At 64.8% G+C, this 22,980-nt stretch carries 19 protein-coding genes; 7 read left to right on the forward strand and 12 right to left on the reverse strand.

All coding sequences use genetic code 11. The features are described from left to right. The 6 genes from QZY06_RS18455 to QZY06_RS18480 all read right to left on the reverse strand — a co-directional run. Positions 1–2,338 (reverse strand): response regulator (locus tag QZY06_RS18455; protein ID WP_295686818.1); only part of this gene is annotated, 2,338 nt, incomplete at its 3' end. Positions 2,339–2,429: 91 nt separating this feature from the next. Next, on the reverse strand, positions 2,430–3,998 hold the full coding sequence (locus QZY06_RS18460) for a hypothetical protein (protein WP_295686820.1): 1,569 nt from the start codon (positions 3,996–3,998) through the stop codon (positions 2,430–2,432). Positions 3,999–4,449: 451 nt separating this feature from the next. Further along, positions 4,450–4,965 carry a pyridoxamine 5'-phosphate oxidase family protein gene (locus QZY06_RS18465; RefSeq protein WP_295686823.1) on the reverse strand — a complete coding sequence of 172 codons (516 nt, stop codon included), beginning with the start codon at positions 4,963–4,965 and terminating at the stop codon, positions 4,450–4,452. Between the two features lie 43 nt (positions 4,966–5,008). After that, positions 5,009–5,947: a YihY/virulence factor BrkB family protein gene (locus tag QZY06_RS18470; RefSeq protein ID WP_295686825.1), complete on the reverse strand. Its 939-nt coding sequence runs from the start codon at positions 5,945–5,947 to the stop codon at positions 5,009–5,011. Continuing rightward, positions 5,944–7,059, reverse strand: a complete 1,116-nt coding sequence (locus QZY06_RS18475; RefSeq protein ID WP_295686828.1) for a DUF748 domain-containing protein — start codon at positions 7,057–7,059, stop codon at positions 5,944–5,946. Before QZY06_RS18475 ends, QZY06_RS18470 begins: the two co-directional genes overlap by 4 nt. Further along, positions 7,056–7,853, reverse strand: a complete 798-nt coding sequence (locus QZY06_RS18480; protein WP_295686831.1) for a Crp/Fnr family transcriptional regulator — start codon at positions 7,851–7,853, stop codon at positions 7,056–7,058. The genes QZY06_RS18475 and QZY06_RS18480 overlap by 4 nt, the downstream gene beginning before the upstream one ends. Before the next feature lie 263 nt (positions 7,854–8,116). Here QZY06_RS18480 and QZY06_RS18485 point away from each other — a divergent pair, with 263 nt between their 5' ends. Further along, on the forward strand, positions 8,117–10,690 hold the full coding sequence (locus QZY06_RS18485) for a CHASE3 domain-containing protein (RefSeq protein WP_295686836.1): 2,574 nt from the start codon (positions 8,117–8,119) through the stop codon (positions 10,688–10,690). Here QZY06_RS18485 and QZY06_RS18490 read toward each other — a convergent pair. Together QZY06_RS18490 and QZY06_RS18495 are read right to left on the reverse strand one after the other, a co-directional pair. Continuing rightward, positions 10,633–10,827, reverse strand: a complete 195-nt coding sequence (locus tag QZY06_RS18490; RefSeq protein WP_295686838.1) for a hypothetical protein — start codon at positions 10,825–10,827, stop codon at positions 10,633–10,635. The two genes, QZY06_RS18485 and QZY06_RS18490, sit on opposite strands and share 58 nt — an antisense overlap. A gap of 71 nt (positions 10,828–10,898) precedes the next feature. Beyond that, positions 10,899–11,921 (reverse strand): sigma-54-dependent Fis family transcriptional regulator, encoded by a 1,023-nt coding sequence (locus QZY06_RS18495; protein ID WP_295686840.1) that lies wholly within the window; start codon positions 11,919–11,921, stop codon positions 10,899–10,901. A gap of 343 nt (positions 11,922–12,264) precedes the next feature. Between QZY06_RS18495 and QZY06_RS18500 the strand changes: the two genes are divergently transcribed. The 6 genes from QZY06_RS18500 to QZY06_RS18525 all read left to right on the forward strand — a co-directional run bounded on the left by QZY06_RS18500 (position 12,265) and on the right by QZY06_RS18525 (position 19,176). Beyond that, positions 12,265–12,579 (forward strand): YqjD family protein, encoded by a 315-nt coding sequence (locus QZY06_RS18500; protein WP_293394851.1) that lies wholly within the window; start codon positions 12,265–12,267, stop codon positions 12,577–12,579. A gap of 27 nt (positions 12,580–12,606) precedes the next feature. Beyond that, the gene (locus QZY06_RS18505; protein ID WP_295686844.1) at positions 12,607–13,038 is read left to right on the forward strand and encodes a phage holin family protein; all 432 of its coding nucleotides are present in this window, start codon (positions 12,607–12,609) and stop codon (positions 13,036–13,038) included. Continuing rightward, positions 13,035–13,535 (forward strand): hypothetical protein, encoded by a 501-nt coding sequence (locus tag QZY06_RS18510; RefSeq protein WP_295686847.1) that lies wholly within the window; start codon positions 13,035–13,037, stop codon positions 13,533–13,535. Before QZY06_RS18505 ends, QZY06_RS18510 begins: the two co-directional genes overlap by 4 nt. Beyond that, positions 13,532–13,945 (forward strand): hypothetical protein, encoded by a 414-nt coding sequence (locus QZY06_RS18515; protein WP_295686849.1) that lies wholly within the window; start codon positions 13,532–13,534, stop codon positions 13,943–13,945. Before QZY06_RS18510 ends, QZY06_RS18515 begins: the two co-directional genes overlap by 4 nt. A 111-nt stretch (positions 13,946–14,056) precedes the next feature. Continuing rightward, entirely contained in the window at positions 14,057–15,460 is a 1,404-nt protein-coding gene (locus QZY06_RS18520) for a sigma-54 dependent transcriptional regulator (RefSeq protein ID WP_295686851.1), read from the forward strand. Positions 15,461–15,672: 212 nt separating this feature from the next. Further along, positions 15,673–19,176 (forward strand): PAS domain-containing protein, encoded by a 3,504-nt coding sequence (locus QZY06_RS18525; protein WP_295686854.1) that lies wholly within the window; start codon positions 15,673–15,675, stop codon positions 19,174–19,176. A gap of 133 nt (positions 19,177–19,309) precedes the next feature. On the opposite strand, the gene QZY06_RS18530 is transcribed toward QZY06_RS18525, so the two are convergent. The 4 genes from QZY06_RS18530 to QZY06_RS18545 form a co-directional block, all read right to left on the reverse strand. Next, on the reverse strand, positions 19,310–19,927 hold the full coding sequence (locus QZY06_RS18530) for a DUF4142 domain-containing protein (RefSeq protein WP_295686857.1): 618 nt from the start codon (positions 19,925–19,927) through the stop codon (positions 19,310–19,312). Further along, positions 19,924–20,436 carry a response regulator gene (locus QZY06_RS18535; protein WP_295686858.1) on the reverse strand — a complete coding sequence of 171 codons (513 nt, stop codon included), beginning with the start codon at positions 20,434–20,436 and terminating at the stop codon, positions 19,924–19,926. The genes QZY06_RS18530 and QZY06_RS18535 overlap by 4 nt, the downstream gene beginning before the upstream one ends. Then, the gene (gene rpoN / locus QZY06_RS18540) at positions 20,433–21,920 is read right to left on the reverse strand and encodes an RNA polymerase factor sigma-54 (protein ID WP_295686861.1); all 1,488 of its coding nucleotides are present in this window, start codon (positions 21,918–21,920) and stop codon (positions 20,433–20,435) included. Before rpoN ends, QZY06_RS18535 begins: the two co-directional genes overlap by 4 nt. 130 nt (positions 21,921–22,050) lie before the next feature. Next, the gene (locus QZY06_RS18545; RefSeq protein ID WP_295686864.1) at positions 22,051–22,866 is read right to left on the reverse strand and encodes an alpha/beta hydrolase fold domain-containing protein; all 816 of its coding nucleotides are present in this window, start codon (positions 22,864–22,866) and stop codon (positions 22,051–22,053) included. Positions 22,867–22,980: the final 114 nt, after the last annotated feature.

Genomic DNA, 22,980 nt, shown 5'->3' on the forward strand with positions numbered 1-22,980 from the left:
AGGTGATGGTCCATTGCGGATCGATCGACAGAAAGCCCTCGTTGATCGATTCGAGAATGCTGTCGCGATCGGCCTTGAGCTTGGCTTCCACTCTCAGCGCTTCGCGACGGGTGCTGGCCAGGGTCAGCACGCTGGTCACCCGGGCCACCAGTTCCTGCGCCCGGAACGGCTTGGTCAGGTAGTCGTCGGCGCCGGCGCGCAGGCCTTCAACGCGCGCTTCTTCACCGGCACGCGCCGACAGCAGCAGCAGCGGAATCGAGGCCGTGGCCGGATCGGCCCGCAAGGCTTTCAGCAGCTCGAAGCCATCGAGGCCCGGCATCATCACATCGCTGACTACCAGATCGGGCTTGTCGCGCTGGATCGCCTGCAAGGCGTCGAGGCCGTCGCCGACGGCCAGCACCTCGCAGCTCTCCGAAAGCAGGCGTTTCACGTAGTTGCGCATGTCGGCGTTGTCGTCGGCGAGGACGATGCGCGGCCGGTTGTCCGGGCGCTGAACCTGGGTTGCCGGTTCAGGCTGCTGCTCTTCCAGTTCCAGGCTCCAGCGCTCCGCTTCGGCCGCATAGCTGCGCGCCCGTTTCGAGATCAGATCGGGCTGACGCGGCGCCACCGCGAGATCGGTCTCGGCATTGCGCTGGGCCATCGGGATCGACACCGTGAACTCGGTGCCGGCGCCCAGGGTGCTGGTCACCGCCACGGCACCGCCATGCAGCTTGGCCAGTTCCCAGACTAGCGCCAGGCCGATGCCGGTGCCTTCATGGGTGCGGCCGAGCGAGCCCTTGACTCTGCGAAAGCGCTCGAAGATCTGCGGCAGTTCCAAGGCCGGAATGCCGATGCCGGTATCGCGCACCTTGAGCAGCACGTTCGATCCAGCCGCCACCAGGCTGACCGCGATGGTGCCGCTGAGCGTGAACTTGTAGGCGTTGGACAGCAGATTGAGGATGATCTGCTCCCACATTTCCCGATCGACCCAGACCGGCTCCGGCAGCGCCGGGCAATGCACGGTCAGGCTCAGGCCGGCGCGTTCGGTGGAGGAACGGAACAGGCTGGCGAGTTCGGTGGTGAAGGCTGGCAGATCGGTCGGCTCGAACTGCAGCTCGAGGCGGCCGGCTTCGATGCGCGAAAAATCGAGCAAGGTGTTGACCAGCTTCAGCAAGCGCTGCTGGTTGCGATGGACCAGCGCCAGCTGCTCGCCGGCCAGCGTCTGGCCGGGGCTGTCCAGCGCCGCCTCGGTGGGGCCCAGCATCAAGGTCAGCGGGGTGCGGAATTCGTGGCTGACGTTGGAGAAGAACGCGGTCTTGGCGCTGTCCAGCGCAGCCAGTTCCTCGGCGCGCCGGCGCTCGAAGGCATAGGTGCGGGCCGAAGTCAGCGCGGCCGACAGCTGGCCGATCAGCAGCTTCAGGAAATCGGCATAGGCGCTGCTGAACGGCCGGTCCGGATTCAGGCCGGCGATGAACACGCCGACCGGCCGCGCTTGGCCCGTGTTCTGGCGGTGGCCGGTAATCGGCATCAGCACGGCCTGCGTCGGTGCCCGTTCTCCGGGCGGTACCGGCAGCTTGCCGAATGGCAGCGCTGCAACGATCTGCGGCTCGCCGCTGGTCAGTACGGCGTCCAATGGCCAGTCTTGTTCGGCTTTGCGGGCCAGCCGATCCAGCTGCTCTGGAGGAATGCCGGTGTGGGCGGCGAGCGACATGCTGCCGTCTGTCTCGTCGCGCAGCAGGGTGATCGAGAACGGCAGCGACTTCCGTGCTGCGGCCAGCTGCTGTTCGAGGATCGAGAACAGTTCCGCTTCGGAGTTCACCGCGGTGAACGCCGTTGCCAGATCACGCAGCTGCGCCATGTGCTGCTCGCCGATGATCCGATCGGTGTCTTCGACAACCACGCACATCAGGCCACGGTTGATGCCGTCGTCGCCGGCCAGCGGGCTGTACGAAAACGTGTGATAGGTCTCTTCGCGTTCGCCGCTGCGCTCCAGATACAGGCACAGGGCTTCGTCCCAGGTGGACAGGCCCTGGCCGATCACCGCATCGACTCGCGGTTTCACCTCCGGCCAGATCTCGCTCCAGATTTCCCGGGTGGCGCGGCCCAGCGCCCAGTCATGCTTGACGCCCAGCGTCGGCCGATAGGCATCGTTGTAGAAGAAGGCCAGGTCGTCGCCCCAGCCCACCCACATCGCGAAGCGCGAGCCGAGCATCAGGCGTACCGCGGTCTGCAGGCTCAACGGCCATTTTTCAGGCGTGCCGACGGTCGTCGCGGCCCAGTCATGCCGCGCCATCCGCTCGGCCATCTCGCTGCCCGCGCCGAAGAAAGTCGCGGCCCGCGGCCCTGTGGTTTCAACCATGTGCCTTGTCCTGAAAGCTCTGCCGTACTCAGATCAGCCACGCAAAAGAGGCTGCCGAAGCAGCCTCTTTTTCATCGATGAACGCTGGGCGTCAGTTGTTGTTCATCCGTTCTTCGCGGCGGTCGGCGCGATTCTGCTGACGCTCCGCCGCATTCTTCTGCGCGGTTTCGATCAACTGCTGACCGGCCAGATCCTGGCGCTCGTCGCGACGGTCCTGACGATTCTCCTGACGCTGGGCGGCGTTGTCCTGCGCCTGCTGGCGAAGCTGATCGGCGGAGGCCACTTCCATGCGATCGGCGCGACGCTCCTCGCGATTGTCCTTGCGCTCGGCAGCGTTCTTCTGCGCGGTTTCCTTCAGCTGGTCACCGGCCAGGTTCTGGCGCTCATCACGACGAGCCTGACGGTTTTCCTGGCGCTGCTCGGCATTGGCCTGGGCCTGCTCGCGAAGCTGGTCACTGCTCAGCACCGGCTGGGCGTTGGCGCGGCGTTCTTCACGGTTGGCCTTGCGCTCGGCAGCGTTCTTCTGCGCGGTTTCCGTCAACTGATCGAGGGCCAGACCCTGACGCTCATCCTGACGAGCCTGACGGTTCTGCTGACGCTGCTCGGCATTGGCCTGAGCCTGCTCGCGAAGCTGGTCACTGCTCAGCACCGGCTGGGCATTGGCACGACGCTCTTCACGGTTGGCCTTGCGCTCGGCAGCGTTCTTCTCTGCGGTTTCCTTCAGCTGCTCACCGGCCAGACCCTGACGCTCATCGCGACGAGCCTGACGGTTTTCCTGACGCTGGGCCGCGTTGTCCTTGGCGGTTTCGCTCAACTGCGCGCCATTGGCCGGCGTCTGCGCGGCGCTATCGCTTGAGCGGACCACGGTTTCGCCATTGGCGGGTTTCAGTTCGCTGCGATAGTTGACGTCGAACGCCTTGCCGTCGAACGGCCGGCTGCTGTCGAACTTGCCGGAGTAGTCAGTCTTTCTGGACGTGCTGGTTTCGCGGTCCGACGAAGCCGTGCCGTCGATCTTGGTGCTACGGCTGGCATCGCGGTTGTAATCGACTGCCATCTCGACCTTGCCGAGACGCAGGGCGCGGCCGGGAGCTGCGACCGGTTCGCGCTCGCCGTTCAAGGTGAAGCTGGTTTCGAGCTTGGTATCGCTCTTGGCATCGACCGTTCTGGAGGCGTCGGCATTGTCGAACAGCACCTTGGTGGTCCGGCTCCCATCGGTGTTGCGCTCGAAGGCCGTCGTGTAGGTGCGCGACAGGCTGCCATCGCTATTGGTCGACGTGGCGGAATCGAAGTTGAAGCTGGAGTTGCCGTCGCCCTTGCCGATATCGCTGAGCAGCGACGGACGATCGGCCCGGTTGGCGGCGCGTTCACGGAGCGCTTCGAGGCCCGGCAGGCTGCTGGTATCGGCGCTGGCCAAGGCCATTGCGCCGTCGTTCGAGGACACGGCATCGGCGAAACGATCGGTACGTGCGGCACGAGCATCGGCTCGCGCAGTACGGGCAGCCTGCGCCGAACGCAGCGGCGTCAGCAGCACCGAGCTGCCCAGGTTCGGGAACACGTTCAGTGCGGCAGTCCGGCCCGGGGTCAGCAGCCCCGGGGCGGCGCTGGCCGAACTCGTGGCCACCAGAAAGGCGAGTACGAAAGCTTTCTTCTTCATGTTCATGGTCAGCTCCTGCTTCTTTATTGGAATTAGCGAAATTCAGGGGGAATTCTGAGATTGACTCCGCGGGTTCCTGTCGACTCGACGAGAGACCTGCGAAACGCTTCATGAAGAGCGTCCGTCTGTTTTGTTGCAGATCGGGCCTCTGTTCGACTTGCTCAAAAATCTGAACGAGTCGTGCTCTTCAGTGGCATGCCTGAGGGTGAAGCACCCACCGTTCCCGGACTTGCAAGAAATTCACAAGCAATTGCTGGAAAAGGCTTTTTTCTTTTGGCTCGGGGCGCGAAGGGGAGAAGATCGTCAGCAATCCCGCATCGGTCGGGCGGCGTGCTGCTAAGACGATCGGTAGAAAGTACGCGTCAAACGGGCGTGCTGCCGATGGCTTTCGAGCAGTGCCTATCGGCAGAACGCAAAAGGCCGGGCCGAATTGCTTCGGCCCGGCCCGGTTGCCGCCTCAGCGGCCGCTGTCGGCGTCTGCCAGTTCGCGCAGGCGCAGCTTTTCGTTCTCGCCCGGCTCGTAGGTTTCGCCGAGCATGATCGCCTTGGCGATGCCGAAAGCGTTGACGATGTCGCTGCTCGGCGCGTCCCAGTATTCGGCCTGGATGATGCGGACGTGGATCACGGTCAAGCTCGGATCGTCGATGCCTTCCGGAAACCAGGCCTTGTGCACCGGCTTCCACAGGCGCCGGATCATTTCCAGATCGCGGCTGGCGGTGGCGGTACCGGATACCGACACGAAGCGGTGATGGACCGGGTCGGCGTAGGACAGATTGACGTGCTGATCGTCGGCAATCTCATCGACCTTCGGCGACTTGTTCGAGGTGAAGAACCACAGTTCACCGACGCCTTCCTGGGCATCGATATCCAGCGTCTGCAGCGGCCGGCTGCGGATCAGACCGTCATGGTCGGTGGTCGTGAACATCGCCACCTTCACGTCCTTGATCAGTTCTCTCAGTTTCAGAATGCTCATGTCTGTTGTCTCCGGATGGATGGCCGGTGAAATGGCCGGGCCCTCATGGGGCACGACGATCAACGGCATCTCGTGTGCCCACCACCAGCACGTCGTCGGGAGGTTCATCCCGGAGTGCAGACAAGCGCGTCCACGCGGCCGCGAATTCGGCGCCGAACAGGAACACGGCGGCCGAATAGAACAGCCACATCAGGATCACCGCCAGCGAACCGGCCGCACCGAAGGCATTGGCGGTACCGGCGCGGGCGAGATAAAGCCCGAACAGATGCTTGCCGGCGGTGAACAGCACGGAGGCAACCAGTGCGCCGGCGAACACATCGCGCCAGCGCAGATGCTGCTCCGGCATCAGGCGCAGCAGGATCGCGAAGATGGTGCACAACATCAGCAGCACCGTGGCCTGCTGGGCGACATAGAGCACGCTGTCGACGCCCCACAGCCATTCGATGGCGACGGTCATTCCGGCGTCCAGCACCAGCAGCACCAGCATCAGGAAGCTGATGCCGATGACAATGCCGAACGACATCAAGCGCACCTTCAGCAACTGGCGGGCGCCGACCCACAGCGTTGACGCGGCCGGCGGCGCAATGGCATCGGAGCGACGCCAGATGGTGTTCACGGCGTCGTGCAACTGCGAGAAGGTGGCCGAAGCGCCGATGACGATGGCGATCGTCGAGATCGTCGTCGTCCAGCTGCTGTTGTCGGCTTTCCAGGCGCTGGCGACCATGGTCTGAATGACCTTTGCGCCATCGTCACCGGTAAGTCCTGCAATCTCCTTGAGCAGGCGGCCCTGCACCGCTTCCGGGCCGAAGAAGAAGCCGGCCACGGCGATGACGATCACCAGGGTCGGCGCCAGCGAGAACGAGGCGAAGAAGGCGACGGCGGCGGCCATCGTCACGCAGCTGTCCGATACCCACCGGGCGCCAGCTTCGAGAAAGCTTTGCCAGCAGAGTCTGAGCACGGACAGTTTGAAGATGCCGTTCACGGCTTGTCCGGGTTGGCCTGCCGTTCGAAGCGCGGCTCGAACGCCGAAACGAAGGCGTTCTTGAGCAGATTGATCACCGAGGTGGAGACTTCCACATTCGGCGCATCAAGCCGCCCCGAGAACGGCATCTTGGTGGCCAGCTGATCCTTGGCCTGGTTCTGCAGCACCAGGTTGAGGACGCTGCCGACCGCGTTGACGGCCAGTTCGAAGGGATTGTGCTCGCCCTTCATTTCCTGCTTCCAGTCGACCACCTTGAGATCGGTGAACAGCGGTTTGACATAGCCTTCGACGCCGCCGTCCTTGCCGGTGGCTTCCAGGATCACGTCGAGCTTGCCTTCGGTGGGATCGAACGGCGTGTAGGCCTGCATTGCCGGGCGCATGCGCGCCACCTGCAGGCCGAGCAGCTTCATCTTCAGGGCGAAGTCCGGTTGCAGCGCGAAAGGATCGATCTGCAGATCCAGGGTCAGCTTCGACTGCGCCATCGCCAGCGCTTCGAGTTGCAGATCGGCCACGCGGTCACCCTGTTTCTCGCCGGCATTGGTCAGATTGGTCAATACCGCTTCGACGTCGTCGAGATGGACGTCGACTTTCGGCTTGCTGTAGAGATCGTAGTAGTGAACCTGGCCGGAGATGATTTCCAGCCGATCGATGCGGAACGGCGTCAGCTGATCGAGCAGATCGGCCCAGTTCACGCCCTTGCCGGTCTGCGCCGCCTTGTCGCGGTGGCCGGCGGCGAAGCTGATGGTGGGTTTCAGTGCGCGGATGCGGGCGACGACAGTGCCCTTCATCAAAGCGAACCAGAGCACCTGGATTTCCATCACCGGCGTGGCGAACAGGGGTTCGTCGACGGCGCTGTTGAGCTGCTGGATGTGCACGCCCTGCAGCTCGTAGGACCCGCGCCACAGCGCCACGTGAACATCCTCGACATGGCCCTGATAGTTGCCCAGCGAAGCAAGGCGCTGGTTCAGCCAGCCTTTCATCGCATAGGGCAGCGCCACGCGCGCGGCGATGCCGACGACGATGACGATCGCCAGCCAGTACGACCAGCGCCGTTTCCAGCGCCAATGCCGGACGTGGAACCACCGGCGCTCAGCTGTGCGCGGCGGATTCAAGCGCGCACTTCGAGGCGATCGGCGAGCCGCGTCGCCGCGGTCAGCGGCTGGCCGCTCCAGCGCGCCGGGCTGGCCGGCATTGGCAGCAGACGTTCGCCGGCCTTGCGGATCGCGCCATAGCATTCGCAGCTCAGGCGTTCGAGTGGGCGACGGTCCAGCACCCGGATCTCGCTGCGGCCGCAGTGAATCGCGCCGAGCTTGTGCAGCTTGAGCGTCGCCCGGGTGATGTTCTCGCGGCGCACGCCGAGCCGGGTGGCGATCTGTTCATGGGTGACGGCGAGGATCTGGCCGGGCCGGTGATCGTCGAAGCGCAATAGCCAGCGGCAAAGTTGCTGGTCGATCGAATGGTGGCGATTGCAGACCGCGGTTTGCGCCGTCTGCAGCAGCACGCCGTGCGTGTAGCGCAGCAGCAGCATCAGCAGCGCCGGATGCTGGCCGGCTTCATCGCGCAGCCGCTGGCCGCTCAGCGCGTAGGCGTAGCCAGCGCCCTGGACGATCGCCACGGTAGCGCCGCTGTCGTCGGCCATGAACGCGGCAATGCCGACCAGGCCCTCGCTGCCGATCTGGGAAATTTCCGCCCCTTCTCCGCCTGCGGTCTGGCAGCTCAGAGAGACGATGGCGCCGGCCGGGAAATAGACCTTGGTCGGCGCTTGTCCACCTTCCTGCAGCACCGTGCCCTGCGGCAGATGGACCAGCTTCAGACTAGCGGCCAGCCGCTGCCGGACGTCGGCGGGCAGTGCGGCAAGCAGATGGTTATGCGGGTGGTGGTGGGGGTGCGCCAGGATGTGGGGCATGTCGGTCCTTCCTGCAAATCCCTGAAAGTTTCTGATCGGAAATCTTCGGCCGGCAAGGGTCATCAAAGATAAATCTGCCCGGCAGTAGCGCCGGAATCTGAATCCCTCGGGGTCGATCGCGACCTGTTCAGAGCAAGACAGCAAGTCCCGAGCCCGGGCACCGGGCAGGCGCCGCTGCGGGCCGCCCAGCTAAAATGGCGGAACCGGCGAGATTTCCCCAGCAGCCGCCAACAAGAACCCCCGGTTCGGGCACGCGCAACACGATGAAGGCTTCACTCAAGGCCACACTTTTTCTCGGCGCTGTCGCTGCAGTGATCCTGCTGGTGATCAGCGTCGTGCTGGCGGTTTCCAACGTTCGCCAACTGCATGATCGTTCCTACTGGGTGGCGCATACCCAGGATGTGATCCACGGTTTCGACAATCTGGTGCTGCTCAGCACCACGGCCGAAAGCAGCCAGCGCGGCTATCTGCTGACCGGCGAACCGCGCTATCTGGGGCCGTATATCGCGGCGGTCGGCAGCGTTGGCGAAGTGGCTGACGAGCTGCAGCGTCTGGTTGCCGACAATCCACATCAGCGTGGGCGCTTTGCCGAGCTCCGCCAGCGGATTCAGGCGCGGCTGGACACGCTGGCGGAACTCATCGATGCCCGCAAGGCCGGGCGCTTCGACATCGGCCATGAACTGCAGGTGGTCGATCGCGGCAAGCAGCAGATGGATGCGCTGCGCACCACCGTCGACGAGATGATCGCCGAGGAGCGCGGGCTGCTGACGATGCGCGAGCAGCACTATGAGCACAGCTATCAGAGCGCGCTGATCAGCGGCATTCTTTCGGGTCTGCTGTCGCTGGGCGCGATCGTTTCCTACCTGCTGCTGCTGCGCCGGCACCTGCTGCAGCTCGATGCCGCCAACCAGGTCATCGCCGAGCAGGCGGAACGTCTGCGGACCACGCTGGCCAGCATCGGTGACGCTGTCATCTCCACCGATTGCGATGCCGCGATCACCAACATGAATGCGGTGGCCGAGGAGTTGACCGGCTGGCCGCTGGCCGATGCGCTCGGCCAGCCGCTGGACCAGGTGTTCCGGATCATCAACGAGACCAGCCGCAAGACGGTGGCCAATCCGGCCAGGCGCGCGCTGAGCGAAGGCGTCATCGTCGGCCTGGCCAACCACACCTTGCTGATCGCCCGGGACGGCGTCGAACGGCCGATCGACGACAGCGCCGCGCCGATCCGCTGCAAGGACGGCGAGATCGTCGGCTGCGTGCTGGTATTCCGCGATGTCAGCGAGAAGCGTGACGCCGAGCTGCGGCTGGAGCGCAGCGAACGGCGGCTGCAGTCGGTGATGAACGCCATCCCGCAGAAGATCTTCACCGCCAGGCCGAATGGCGACATCGATTACTTCAACCCGCACTGGTCGGAGTACACCGGCCTGAGCGCGGCCCAGCTGGACGGCTGGTTGTGGACGCAGGCGATTCATCCCGATGATCTGGCCGAGAACGTCAGGGTCTGGCAGCAGGCCATCGACAGCGGCGAGCCGTTCATGTTCGAGCACCGGTTCCGGCGCGCCGACGGCGAATACCGCTGGCATCTCAGCCGCGCCAAGGCGCTCACCGACGACAACGGCGAAGTGCTGCTCTGGGTCGGCGCCAACACCGATATCCACGAGCAGAAGCAGACCGCCAACGAACTGCGCGACATCGCCGCCCAGCTTTCGGAAGCCGATCTGCGCAAGAACAACTTCCTGGCCATGCTGGCCCATGAGCTGCGCAATCCGCTGGCACCGATCGGCAATGCCGTGCGCACCGTGCAGATGTTTTCCGAAGATGCCGCGGTGGTTCAGTCGACCGCATCGCTGATGGAGCGTCAGGTCCGGCAGATCGTCCGCCTGGTCGACGATCTGCTCGATGTCAGCCGGATCAGCCACGGCAAGATCGAGCTGCGCCGCGAGTCCGTGGAACTGGCGCAGATCATCCAGGTGGCGGTGGAGACCTGCCGTCCCGCGCTCGACGCCGCGGGCCATCAACTAAGCGTTGTACTGCCATCAGAATCGGTACTGCTCGATGCCGATCCGGCGCGGCTGGCGCAGTCGTTCGGCAACCTGCTCAACAACGCCTGCAAGTACAGCGAACCGGGTGGCCACATCCAGTTGACGGCGACCTGCGAGGGCAAGGAGGTGGTGGTGTCGGTGAAGGACACCGGCATCGGCATCGCCGCCGACCGGTTGAGCAACATCTTCGAGCTGTTCAACCAGGTCGATCAGTCCCACGAACGTTCCCAGGGCGGCCTCGGCATCGGCCTGACCTTGGTGCAGCAATTGATCGGCCTGCACGGCGGTTCGGTGCGCGCGTTCAGCGAGGGTCCCGGTCAGGGCAGCGAGTTCGTGGTGCGTCTGCCGGTCATCGTCGAGCGCCTTGCGGAAGCACCGGTCGCAGCGGCCAGCGTGGAACCGAAAGCGCCTTTGTCCTGGCGGATCCTGGTCGTCGACGACAATCAGGACTCGGCGGCGTCGCTGACCTTGCTGCTGGAATTGAGCGGCAACGAAACCGCCATGGCGCATGACGGCCTCGAAGCGCTGCGCATCTTCGATACCTTCAAGCCGGAAGTCGTGCTGCTCGATATCGGGCTGCCCAAGCTCAATGGCTACGAAGTGGCTCGCAAAATCCGCTCACTGCCCGGCGGCGACCGGATCACGCTGGTGGCGCTGACCGGCTGGGGCCAGGAAGACGATCGGCGCAAGACCCGCGAAGCCGGCTTCGACAAGCACCTGGTCAAGCCGGCGAACTACGCGGAGTTGACGGCGTACCTGGAAACATTGCGTGCCGAGGCTGCGGATTCCTGAGGCGGAAGCGGCGGCGGCATCGACTTGTCGATGGTCGTCAGGTTCGGCGGGCGTACCGTCAGTACGTCGTCATCACCGACGCCGGCGGTGACGGTGGACTTGATCTGATCCCAGCTGTCGATGCGATTCCATCTCATTGCCGTGCTCCTGTCGGTTTCCTGTATCGGGAGCCAGCAAACCAGCAGCCGGCGTGCCCGAGAGACCCGCTTCAGGAACCGCTTGCGGAATCCGGTCCGGTCGCTTCGATGCGATAAGCCTCGAGCCGGTTGTACAGCGTCTTCAGGCTGACCCCGAGGGTCTGCGCCGTCTGCCGCTTGTCGCCGGCAAAATGTTCCAGCGTCGCCAGAATCATTTCGCGCTCGGCGTCGGCCAGCGGCGTGCCGATGCTGATCTGCAGATGGCCGTCACGCCGGGTCGGCTTGCGCGGCGCTGCACTGGCCGGGATGGTCGGCAGTTCCAGCACTTCGTCGGCCAGGATGAAGGCGCGGCTGACGGTGTTCTTAAGCTCGCGGACATTGCCCGACCACGACTGCATCTGCAGTTGCCGCAGGTACGGACGCGAGAAGGTTTTCTTGCTGCCTTCCTTGGCATTGAGCCCATCGAGAAAATGCTGGGCCAGCACCGGCACGTCGCCGTCGCGTTCGCGCAGGCTCGGCACCCGGATTGGAAACACGGCGAGGCGATACATCAGATCCTCGCGGAAGCGGCCTTCGCGGACTGAGGCCTCCATGTCCCGATTGGTGGCGGCAACCACGCGCACGTCGGCGCTGATCGTCTCCGAACCGCCGACCCGCTGGAAGCGCCGCGATTCGAGCACGCGCAGCAGCTTGACCTGCATCTCCAGCGGCATCTCGGTGACTTCGTCGAGGAAGATGGTGCCGCCGTTGGCACGCTCGAAATAGCCGGCGCGCTGGCGATCGGCGCCGGTGAAGCTGCCCTTCTCGTGGCCAAGCAATTCGGCCTCGATCAGGCTCGCCGCAATGGCGCCGCAATTGACCGCCACGAACGGCCCCTTGGCCCGCACGCTGAGCGTATGCAGGGCCTGGGCGACGGCCTCCTTGCCGGTGCCGCTCTCGCCGATGATCAGTACCGTTGCCTGAGTCGGCGCCACGCGGCGGATCTGATCGCGAAGCCGGACCATCACCGGCGCCTGGCCGATCAGGCCGGCGAGCGCGGGATCACTGGCTGAAGAGACGTCTGATGCGGGCGGGCTGGGAGACGCGTTGTTCAAGGTCGGAGCAGGTGATCAGTGGAAGGCGAGCCGCTGGCCTGAAATTACCGGCGGTTTGTAAAGGTTACTCGAAGCGATCGGCCGCCATGAACCCCTTGCAGCATCGCCCTGAACCTGCCCCAACCGTGCCCCCGAACGGAGAGCGGCGATGTTCAGCGCCACAGGCCTTGGCGATCCCCACAGCACCTTCTGTTGATGCCTCGACGGACCGGGGCAGGCACGCAACCTGCCCCACTTCAGGGCAGCGGCGTCGTGTGACGCCGACAACAAGCTGGTCGTGACGCCGCACAGCGTCAGCAGCGCGCCGGGGTTTCATTCCGGTCATTCCACCAAGGAGAACACCATGGACGATTACAAGCAGCAGAACGGTAACCTGGCTTCGAGCGCACGTGATCTGGCGAGCAACGCCGAAGAACTGATGCGGCAGACCGCAGCGGTTTCCAACGACAGCATCGCCGTCCTCCGCGAAAAGCTGCAGGAAAGCCTGAAGGTCGCTCGTACCCAGATCGCCAACGCTCAGGACTACGCCGTCGAGCGCGGCAAGCAGGCCGTCACCGCCACCGATACCTACGTGCACGAAAAGCCCTGGCAGGCAATCGCCGTCGCCGCGCTGTTCGGCGCGCTGATCGGCTTCATCAGCAGTGGTTCGCGCCGCTGATCCGCGTCGCCAAGGAGAGCCACACTCGTGACCCCGTCGCAAGGTAGCGTTGCCGATAAACCCCTGTCGGATCCCCCGCTGTCCGATACTTTGCGGCGGCTGGTCGCGCAGTCGATGAACGTGCTGCAAGGACGTTTCGAGCTGTTCAAACTGGAAATCCACGAGGAGCGAGTAAGGCTGGGGCAGTTGCTCGGCCGCGGCCTGCTCGCCGCCTTGTCGATCTTCCTGGCCGTGCAGCTGATCGCCATGCTGATCGTGGCCCTCACCTGGGATACGCAGTGGCGGATTCCGGTGGTCGTCGGTCTGGCCGTGACCTGCATCGTCATCGCCTTGCGGGCGGTGGCGTCCTACCGCGCCGTTGCCTCGTCGACGCTGTTCGAGGACAGCGTCAACGCGCTGGCTGAGGACAAGCAGGAAATCCGCGACATCAAGCAGGACATCAAAGAGGCAAAACGATGAGCGATCGCGACGCGGATCATGCCGCTCAGCGTCAGAGGGTTCTGGCGCGCATCGAACATGACCGTCAACAACTGGCGGGCACCATCGACGAACTGCGCCGGCCGCTGCACACGCTTCACCAGTTGCAGAAGAACACCCGTGCAATCGTCCCGGCGCTGTTTGCCGCAGGCGCGGCGTTCCTGATCCTCAGGGCGGTGCGTGGCAGCAACAGGAACCGGCGCATCGACAAGGCGCTAGCCGGGGTGCAACGGAGCCACTATCCGGTGGTTCAGGCCAAGCGCAGTACCAGCTGGTTCGCCTGGGTGCTGAAGTTCGTCAGCGCCTATCGAATCGCCATGGCGGTCAGCGAAACCGTTCGTTCGGTCAGCCATGCCGCGGGCTCGGGGCCGCAAAGGTCCATCGGAGCCATTGGGTCATCGGCTGGAACAACGGGTTACAGATCGGCCGGCTCAGAAGCCAGCCGATCGCATCCCACTCTCGAGAGGAATCCAACATGAATTTCAATACCAGCACGCTGAACGCGGCCGCATCGACGGCCGCTTCGAAAGCCGAGCACTTCGTCGACGCCGCCAAGCCGCGCCTGCGCGATGTCGCCAGCTCGGCCCTGGACACCATCAAGCCGGTGATCGCTTTCGCGCTGCCATTGGCGCGCCGGGTGAACTGGCAACTGGTCGCCTTCGGTCTGGCAGCCGGTGCCGCGGGTTACCTGATCCGTGCCGGCGTCGGCTCGGCGGCCGAGCGCAAGGCGAAGATCGCTGGCGCCAAGCCGCATGAACTGAATCGCTGGGAGAACGAAGGCGGCATGATCGCCACCTCGACGCCGGTCGCGTCGACGGCCTGGTTGCCGGAGCGCTCAGAGAATGCCGATGCGCCCGCCACCAGCGACAAGCCGGCCCTGCAAAGCTGAGCCTGGCCGGGAACAGTTGAGGGCGGCTGACGGCTTCGATTAAGGTGATACGGTGCGCGAAAGCATCGGAGTGGCAGAGTGAATCAAACGTTGCAGCAGGAGAAAAGCTGAATGGCGCATGCTCTGATCGTCGATGACGACGAGAACACGCGCGAGTCGATGGCCGCGCTGGTCGAAGCCGAAGGTTTCACCACGGCCTGCGCGGCGGACTTGCGGGCGGCGCACATCCAGCTGACCCGGCAGCAGCCGGACATCGTGCTGATCGATCTGCACCTGCCCGATGGCGATGGTCTCGATCTGATCGATGCCATCGAGAATCGCTCGGAAACCGAGATCATCCTGATCACCGGCAATGCCAGCGTCGATACCGCGATCGCCGCCTTGCGCGCCGGTGCGGCCGATTACCTGGTCAAGCCGGTCAACATCGCTCGCCTGCGTTCGATCCTGCAGCGGGTGCCGAAGGCGTCGGATCTGAAGTCGCAGATCGGCGCGCTGCGCAGCGAACTGCGGCGGGTCGGCTACTTCGGCCACATGCTCGGCAAGTCGCCGATCATGAGCGTGCTTTACGACCAGATCAGCCGAGTGGCGCCGACCGCGGCCACCGTGTTGCTGATCGGCGAAAGCGGCACCGGCAAGGAGCTGGCGGCCCAGACGCTGCACGAGATGAGCCGGCGACCGAAGCAGCCGTTCATGGCGGTGAATTGCGGCGCGATCTCGCCGAACCTGATCGAAAGCGAAATGTTCGGTCACGAGAAGGGCAGCTTCACCGGTGCCGATCGTCAGCATCGCGGCTACTTCGAACGTGCCGACGGCGGTACCTTGTTCCTCGATGAAATCACCGAGATGCCGATCGAGCTGCAGGTGAAACTGCTGCGCGTGCTGGAAACCGGCAAGTTCATGCGCATCGGCACCGACAAGGAAGTGGAGACCGATGTCCGCGTCATCGCGGCGACCAATCGCGATCCGGAAGCAGCGGTGGCTGCCGGCAAGCTCAGAGCCGATCTCTATCACCGGCTCAACGTGTTCCCGATCCAGATGCCGCCGTTGCGCGAGCGGGTCGGCGATGTCGAGCTGCTGGCGCAGCGCTTTCTCGACGAACTCAATCAGGCGCATGACACGCACAAGACCTTCCCGCCGGAAGGCCTGAACAAACTCGCGGCGCATCGCTGGCCGGGCAATGTCCGCGAGCTGCGCAACTTCGTGCAGCGCGCCTACATCATGGGCGAAGAGGTGATCGACATCGGCAGTGCGCTGTCGCTGGTCGCCGCGCCTACCGAAACGGCTGCCCCGGCACCGGAGACGGTGATCGAGATTCCGGTGGGCATGTCGCTGGCCGCCGCCGAGAAGCAGCTGATTCTCGCCGCGTTCGCTATGTACGGTGGGGTCAAGAAGTACACCGCGGAACAGCTCGGCATCAGCCTGAAGACGCTCTACAACCGGCTCGAGGAATACGGCTTGCAAGGCGCCGGAGTGGAAGCGGGCGAAATCACCGCGCGAGCGGCGTCCTCCGACTAGGCGCAAGCTGGTTGGGCACGCCGCTTGCCCACGGCGTGGTCCTGAACGAACGTCTGATGGCGATGATGCCGGGCCAAGGCGGGTAGGGGCAGCCTGAACATGCACTTTCAACACCGGACAAGGTCGGCTAGGCCGATTCGATCGACGATCGGATCGGGGCAGACCGGCGGGCAATGGAAAATTCTTCTCCCGTGCTGAAAAAAAGTACAAGCGTGGCTGATGCCGCGGCCGCTCGCCGGCAGCGGCTCAGCGCCGCCATGGGCATTGGTTACTGCGAGGGCGATCCGCGCAGCGGCGTTTTCCTGTTCGACGAAACTGCCGCCCGGCTGCTCGATCTTGCTGCGGGTGTGCCGCTGCCGATCAGCGAATGTCTGAGCCGCATCCATCCGCGTGATCTGCTGGCGATCGAAAAGATTGCCGCCGAGCTGATGGCCTCCGGCGACAGCGCCGAAGCCGATTTCCGCTATGGCCGGAGTGGTCAGGCGCGCAGTCTGAACGCCACCGCCTGTGTCGAGCGCGATGCCGCGGGCCAGGTCGTGCACATGACCATCGGCCTGCGTGACATCACGGCGGCTCGCCGCACGCGTTCGGAACTGCGCGACGTCAAGCAGCGCTTCAGCGTGCTGATCGAGAACGTCGACGACGTGTTCTGGATCGTCGACTGGCAGCCGCGGCGGCAGATCTATGTCAGCCCGAGCTACAGCCGCTGCTGGGGTTTCGACGAAGCCGCGCTGCTGGCCGGCAAGTCGCGCTGGGTGGACAAGATCCATCGCGCCGATCGTGCTGCGGCTGCCGCTGCGTTCGAAGCGCTGGGCGAGGCCGAGGAAGGCGACGATCATTTCGCGATCGAGTACCGGATCGTCCTCGACAACGGCGAACAACGCTGGATCCGCGATCGAGCGATTGCCGTGCGAGCCAGCGATGGCTCGATCGAAAGAGTGGTCGGCATCGCAGAAGACATCACCGACCGGCGCACCGTGGTGCGCGAGCTCAACGAGCGTGAACAGAACCTGCACCAGGCGATGGAAGCCGCGCAGCTGCACGTCTGGACCCTGCACTCGCCGACGCGGCGGTTGAAGATTTCCGATGCGCTGTGTGCCATGTTCGGCCTGAACTCCGAAGCCTGTCGCCGGCTCGGCCCCTGGCGGCGGCGACTGCATCCGAAGGACCGGGTGCGGGTCGAAGCAGCACTACGCAAGCTGATGGCCGATGGCGTTCCGCTGCGCGAGGAATTCCGCGTGCAGCGGGTCGACGGCAGCATCACCTGGCTCGATGCCCGCGCCATCCTGATTGCCGATGAAGACGGCCAGGGCGCGGAAGTGCATGGCGTGGCGGCCGACATCACCGAACGCAAGCAGCTGGAGCAGATGCAGGCCGCCAGCGGCAGACGTCTGCAGCTGGCGCTCGACGCGGCGCATCTGTTCGCCTGGACCTACGAGCCGGCCACCGGCAGGGTCGACGGCGACGACGGCATCTATCCCTTGTTCTTCGGCGAGGAAAAAAAAGCGGTCTACACCACCGAGGATTGGCGCGCCGCCATTCATCCGGAAGACTGGTCGCGGGTCGCGGACGCATTCGCGGAGACGCTGGCCGGCGGCGCCGAGTTCGATGCCGAGTACCGGGTCATCCGGCGCGATAAAAGCGTCCGCTGGGTTCGCTCGCAGCTGGTGCTGGTGCGGAACGAAGAGGGCTCCTCGTTCGGCTACGGCGTGCTCGGCGACATCACCGAACGGCGTCGCGTCGAACAGCAGCTGCGGCACAGCGAGCGCGAGCTGCGCACCATCACCGCCGCGGTGCCGATCGGCATTGCCCGCATTGGCAGCGATCTGCGCTACCAGTTCATGAATCAGGCGTTCGCGGCGCTGATGCGTTCGACGACGCCGGACCTGTTCGTCGGCCGCAGCATCGCCGAGGTCGCCGGCGAAGAGGCCCTGGCCGCCATCCGGCCGTACATCGACCAGGTGTTGTCCGGACAGACGGCGGACTACCAGACCCGCGTGCAGCTGCCGATCGGCGAGCGCTACATCCACGCCAACTACACGCCGGAGTGGAACGAAGCCGGCGAGGTCACCGGCTTCATCGCGGTGATCATGGACATCACCGACAGAACGCTGGCCGAGGGCAAGCTCTACGAACGCGAACGCGAGTTCGAGACGCTGGCCGAGAACGCGCCGGACCTGATCGCCCGCGTCGATCGCGACCTCGCCTATCTGTACATCAACCGGGTTGCGGAATCGGCGTTCGGGATCAATCGCGAGGCCTATGTCGGGCTTACGGCGGAGGATCTGAGCTTCCCGGCGCAGTACGTCAGCGCCACCAGCGAGATCATCACCGCCGCTTTCGCCCTGGGCGTGGAGCAATCGACCAGCTTCAGCCTGCCGCATGGCCGCGAGCGCAGCTACTTCAGCGCCCGCGCGGTGCCGGAACTCGATCGCGCCGGCATGCTCGAATCGGTGCTGCTGATCGTCTACGACATCAGCGAACGGATGCGCGGCCAGGCCGAGCGTGAAACCGTGCTGGCGCGTGAACACGAGGCGCGCAAGCAGGCCGAGGCGTCCGCGCGCGGCCGCGACGAATTCCTGGCCATCGTCTCGCACGAGATGCGCTCGCCGCTGAACGGCATCCAGAACTGGGCGCATGTGCTGGAAAGCGTGCCGGGCAACAGCAACAAGCTGATGCTGCGAGCGATCGCCGGCATCAAGATCGGTGTCGAACAGCAGGTGCGCCTGATCGACGATCTGCTCGACGCCACCCGGATCATCACCGGCAAGCTGAGCCTGCTGCTGACGCCGGTGAAGCTGGTGCCGGTGATCGCCGCGTCGATCGCCAGCGTGCGTGACAAGGCGCTGGCCAAGCACATCGAGCTGCACACCGAGATCGAACTCGGTGACGAAGCCATCGAAGGCGATGCCGACCGCCTGCAGCAGATCGTCTGGAACCTGTTGTCCAATGCCATCAAGTTCACGCCTTCAGGCGGCAACGTCTGGCTGTCGGCCAGTCGCGAGAACGATATCGCGGTGATCCGGATCCGCGACGATGGCCGTGGCATCGATGGCGATTTCCTGCCGCAGCTGTTCGAGCGTTTCCGGCGCGACGAAACCGGCAACAGCCGCGGCCAGGGTGGCCTCGGCCTGGGCCTGATGCTGGTCCGCAACCTCTGCGAACTGCATCGCGGCAGTGTCGTTGCCACCAGCCCCGGCCCGGGGCTCGGCGCGGTGTTCACGGTGCGCCTGCCGCTGCGCAAGTCCGGCACCGCGGCAGTGTCGGCGATCGTGCCGTTCCCGCTCGATCAGGCGGGAACGCTGCCGAGCTTGAGCGGCCTGCGGCTGCTGCTGGTCGATGACCATGTCGAATCGCGTGATCCGCTGGCCGTGCTGCTGTCGCAGACCGGTGCCGCGGTCGACGTGCTGTCGTCCGGCGAGGAGGCCGTGCGGCTGATCCGGCAGGGTTTTGCCGACGAGCCGCCGGATCTGCTGATCTGCGACATCGCCATGCCCGGCCAGGACGGCTATGAAACGGTGAGATTGATCCGCGAGTTCGAGCAGAGCCGCGGCCAGCCGACGATGCCGGCGATCGCCCTGACCGCCTTCGCCCAGAACGAAGACCGTGCGCGGGCACTCGAGGCCGGCTTCCAGACCCATATCGCCAAGCCGGTGGTGGTCAAGGAACTGATTGCGACGATCGCCTCGCTGGCGCCGGTGCGCGGCAACTCCTAGTCGCCGTCGGGTAATCAGCGTCAGGTCTTGTCATGAGGAATAATCGGCCAGTCGCGTGGGGGCTTGCTGGCCAGGCAAGCCGGGCGCGGCGGAAAGGGGAGTTCTCGGCCGTGCCCCGCAGAATTCGGACTGCTCAGTAGCTCTTCTTGATCGTTTCGATGCCTGCCAGGTGCGACTCGATCAAGGGCAGTTCCTGACGTGCGAAATCGGCGATCGCGGCGTCGCGGAAGCCGGTCGCCTTCTTGAACGCGCCGACATCGCGCTTGTGGTCGATGTGGATCGAGCTGATGAAGCGTTTGTCGAAATCGTCGTGCTCGGCGTCGATCAGGTCATTGAGACCGTCGCGCTTGTCGTCGCTGATCACGGCCGGCACCGTCACCTGAGCTTCCAGTGCCAGCAATTCAAGGCGGGTCAGCAGTCGGGTCTGGTCGCGCATCATCAGCCGGCCGTAGTCGCGGATCGCCGCCGTGCTGCCGCGCCGGGCGGCCAGCTCGCCTTCCTCGTAGTCCATCAGCCGGGCATCGACCATCTCGACCAGAAACTTCGCCGCCGGCTCGCTGACGGCCGTCGATTTCGCCTCGTTGACCTGCCTGGCTGTGGCGACGCTATCGGGTTCTTCCGGCGGTTTGCTGCTGGCGCAGGCGGATATCGCGGCGGCAACCAGCACGCTCATCAGCACGCGCTGGAAGCGCAGCTTAGGAGGCTGCGATCCAGCGCTCTGCTGCAGCCTCGCCGCGCGCGGCGCTGTCATCTCCTGTCCGCCGAGGTCTTCAACAGATTGCTGACCACGCTCAGCAGTTCGTCGATCCGGTAAGGCTTGCGCAGGAAGGCATCGTAGCCAGTGAAATTCTGCCGGACCATGTCTTCGCTCGTGCCGCTGTTCATCACGATCGGGATGTTCTGGGTGGCTTGGTTGGCCCGCAGCCGGCGCCCCATTTCGGCGCCGTTCATCAGCGGCATCATGAAATCGAGAATCACCAGTTCCGGCATCACCTCATCCATGCGCTCGAGACCGTCCACACCATTGGCGGCGGTGTACACCCGGTAGCCGTTCTCGCTGAGGATGGCTTCGAGCGGCTCGCTGTTGAAGGGGTCGTCATCGACGATCAGCACAGTGCCGACAAATTTGTCGCAGCTCGGCTCGAGCATGTTGTTCTCGCCGGTTTGCGAGCCCGGATACGAGCGCGATTGAGCGCCGGAGTGGGAATACGGCCGCGTGTTCTCGGCCGAGTGTTCGTGATGGGTCTGTTGCTGGCTCATGGCTGGCACCGGAGTTCGACCGGCGGCAGCTTCAGCTGATTCCGGTATTTGGTAACGGTACGGCGGGCGACGCAGATGCCGTTTTCGGTCAGCATCTTCGCCAGGCTGACGTCGGACAACGGCGCCTCGCGATTTTCGCCCTCGATCATTTCCTTGATCGCTGCCCGCACCGCCGTGGCCGAGCAGCTGCCGCCGGTGTCGGTGCTGAGCTTGCGCGAGAAGAAATGCTTGAATTCGAAGGTGCCGCGCGGCGTCGCCATGTACTTCTTGCTGGTGGCGCGCGACAGGGTGGATTCGTGCAGACCCAGTTCGTCGGCGATCTCGCGCAGCAGCAGCGGCTTCAGAGCGATCTCGCCGTACTCGAAGAAGGCGCGCTGGCGCGCGACGATCGCTTCGGCCACCTGCTTGATGGTGACGTAGCGCTGCTCGATGTTGCGCAGCAGCCAGCGCGCTTCCTGCAGCTGCTGCTGCATCGCCGGGTACTTGCCATCGCGCGACATGCGCAGCAGGTCGATGCAGCCGCTGTTCAGGCGGGCTTTCGGCATCACGGCCGGATTGATGACGGCGTTGAGCTTGCCCTTCTGGCGAACGACGATGACATCCGGCACCACGTAGTCGACACGGGCGGCGGCGAAGTTCGAGCCCGGATGTGGTTCCAGGGTGCGGATCAGCGCATGGGCTTCGTGGATCGCCGGCTCGCTGCAATCAAGCCGCCGCTGCAGTTCGCGGTGATCGCGCTTGGCCAGCAGTTCCAGATGGCCGGTCAGCTTCATCGCCAGGCTGCGGCCCGGCGTGCCGACCGCAGTGGCGCGCAGCTGCAGCATCAGACACTCGGGCAGATCGCGGGCGCCGACGCCGGCAGGATCGAACTGCTGGACGATGCGGATGCCTTCGGCGATTTCGTCTTCGCTGAGCGGTTGCTCCAGTTCCAGGGCCAGCGCGGTATCGGCGACGTCGTCGCGCAGATAGCCGTTGTCGTCGAGGGTTTCGATGACCAGCACCGCGGCCAGGCGCTGACGCTCGTCGAGCTGGATGCCGCAGACCTGAGCGTGCAGATGCTCGCGCAAGGTGGTTTCGGCGGACACCCAGTTGCAGGGATCGGCTTCCGGATCGCCGCTGACGCCGCGCGACAGGGTTTCGAAGCCGGGGGCCGGCAGTTCGTTCCAGTCTGCCGCCTGCAGGGACGACACTTCGACGCCATCCACCGTGTAGCGGTCGCTCTCGGCTTCGAACTGGGCGATGTCCGGGCCGGACTCGCCGTCCTGGCGCAGCGCGGCAATCTCGCTCGCCTGTTCGGCGGCCGCGACTTCGGCGCTCTGCTCGACGCTGTCGCCTTCTTCGAGAAACGGATTGCTGGCCAGTTCCTGCTGGAATTCTTCCTGGAATTCGAGTGCCGACATCTGCAGCAGACGCATCGCCTGCTGCAGCTGCGGCGAGGCGGACATCTGCTGTCTGGCGGCAATGGAGACCGAGGATTGGGTCATTGCAACGACTCCGGCGTGAGGGCGGCGTAAGGACTGTTGACGTTCAATGGGCACAGTCCATGCCATTCGTGAAAATCTTTCTAAAACAAATACTTGAGATAATTTTTCGACTTTTTGGCTTACGCCACTTCTACATGGCCCTGTAATTTTTATCCGTGCTTCTTGCCGATCGCCCGGCGGTTGCCGGCCAGGCGATGTCCCAGAGATGCGGGCCTGCCCAGGACGGCACGGTGGTCGCTACCGGCTGCACGGAGACCTTGGCGGTCGGCGCATTGACCAGCACCAGGTAGTAGGGCGCGGGCACATTGGCCTGCTGCGCGCGGGCGGCAACGGCCATCGCCGCCGGGCCGGCCAGGCCTTCGCCCATCACCACGACCCGGCTCGGATCGCCGCCCAGGCTGTCAGCATTGGCCAGCGCCCATTGATAGGCCCCATAGGCCTCGCCATCGTCGCCACGGCGGAAGTCGACGTCGCTCACGCCAGCCGGGCGAGCGCCCGAGTCAGTCCGCAGACTGACCGACACCACGACGGCATCGGCCGATTTCGCCAGCGCCCGTGCAGCACCGGCATTTGCGGTATCGCTGTTCGCGGTGCCGGCTTCGCGGTAGTAGACGACTACCGAGTAAGGCCCTGGCCCGGCCGGCCAGTACAGCTTCACCGTCGACGCCGGCTCGGCATCGGCGCTCGCGGCACTGACCCGGACATCGTTGTCCGCCAGACCGCCGACGGCATCGTCGACGCGTTTCGTGGCGCGTTCCTGGTAGGTCATTTCGGCAAGGCCGTAGCGACGGCCGCCGTCAACGAGCGTGGTATCGGCGGTGGCCTTGTCGCCAATAGCCCGCAGCTGCTGCGCCTGGTCATGGAGGCGCTCGCCAGCGGCCGTCGACAGCCAGATAGCGGCCAGCAAGGTTCCGGCGAGAATGGACGAGGACGTTTTCGCGAACATGACCAGGCTCCTGAAGTAGCGTCGAACGGCGGCGCCGATCGGTTTCGGCGCTGACCTACAGCAGGGCGCGTGCCCGGTGCTGTCGTTCGTTCAGTGCTGCTTCAAGTCGTCCTG

It is taken from the genome of uncultured Nevskia sp., from assembly GCF_903885465.1.
Taxonomy (GTDB): domain Bacteria; phylum Pseudomonadota; class Gammaproteobacteria; order Nevskiales; family Nevskiaceae; genus Nevskia.

Bases quoted from the DNA above. Each gene is read 5' to 3' on its own strand.
- QZY06_RS18465 (WP_295686823.1), bottom strand. From the start codon at position 4,965: ATGAGCATTCTGAAACTGAGAGAACTGATCAAGGACGTGAAGGTGGCG.
- QZY06_RS18480 (WP_295686831.1), bottom strand. From the start codon at position 7,853: ATGCCCCACATCCTGGCGCACCCCCACCACCACCCGCATAACCATCTG.
- QZY06_RS18485 (WP_295686836.1), top strand. From the start codon at position 8,117: ATGAAGGCTTCACTCAAGGCCACACTTTTTCTCGGCGCTGTCGCTGCA.
- QZY06_RS18545 (WP_295686864.1), bottom strand. From the start codon at position 22,866: ATGTTCGCGAAAACGTCCTCGTCCATTCTCGCCGGAACCTTGCTGGCC.
- QZY06_RS18520 (WP_295686851.1), top strand. From the start codon at position 14,057: ATGGCGCATGCTCTGATCGTCGATGACGACGAGAACACGCGCGAGTCG.
- QZY06_RS18535 (WP_295686858.1), bottom strand. From the start codon at position 20,436: ATGAGCCAGCAACAGACCCATCACGAACACTCGGCCGAGAACACGCGG.
- rpoN (WP_295686861.1), bottom strand. From the start codon at position 21,920: ATGACCCAATCCTCGGTCTCCATTGCCGCCAGACAGCAGATGTCCGCC.
- QZY06_RS18515 (WP_295686849.1), top strand. From the start codon at position 13,532: ATGAATTTCAATACCAGCACGCTGAACGCGGCCGCATCGACGGCCGCT.
- QZY06_RS18500 (WP_293394851.1), top strand. From the start codon at position 12,265: ATGGACGATTACAAGCAGCAGAACGGTAACCTGGCTTCGAGCGCACGT.
- QZY06_RS18490 (WP_295686838.1), bottom strand. From the start codon at position 10,827: ATGAGATGGAATCGCATCGACAGCTGGGATCAGATCAAGTCCACCGTC.
- QZY06_RS18510 (WP_295686847.1), top strand. From the start codon at position 13,035: ATGAGCGATCGCGACGCGGATCATGCCGCTCAGCGTCAGAGGGTTCTG.
- QZY06_RS18530 (WP_295686857.1), bottom strand. From the start codon at position 19,927: ATGACAGCGCCGCGCGCGGCGAGGCTGCAGCAGAGCGCTGGATCGCAG.
- QZY06_RS18460 (WP_295686820.1), bottom strand. From the start codon at position 3,998: ATGAACATGAAGAAGAAAGCTTTCGTACTCGCCTTTCTGGTGGCCACG.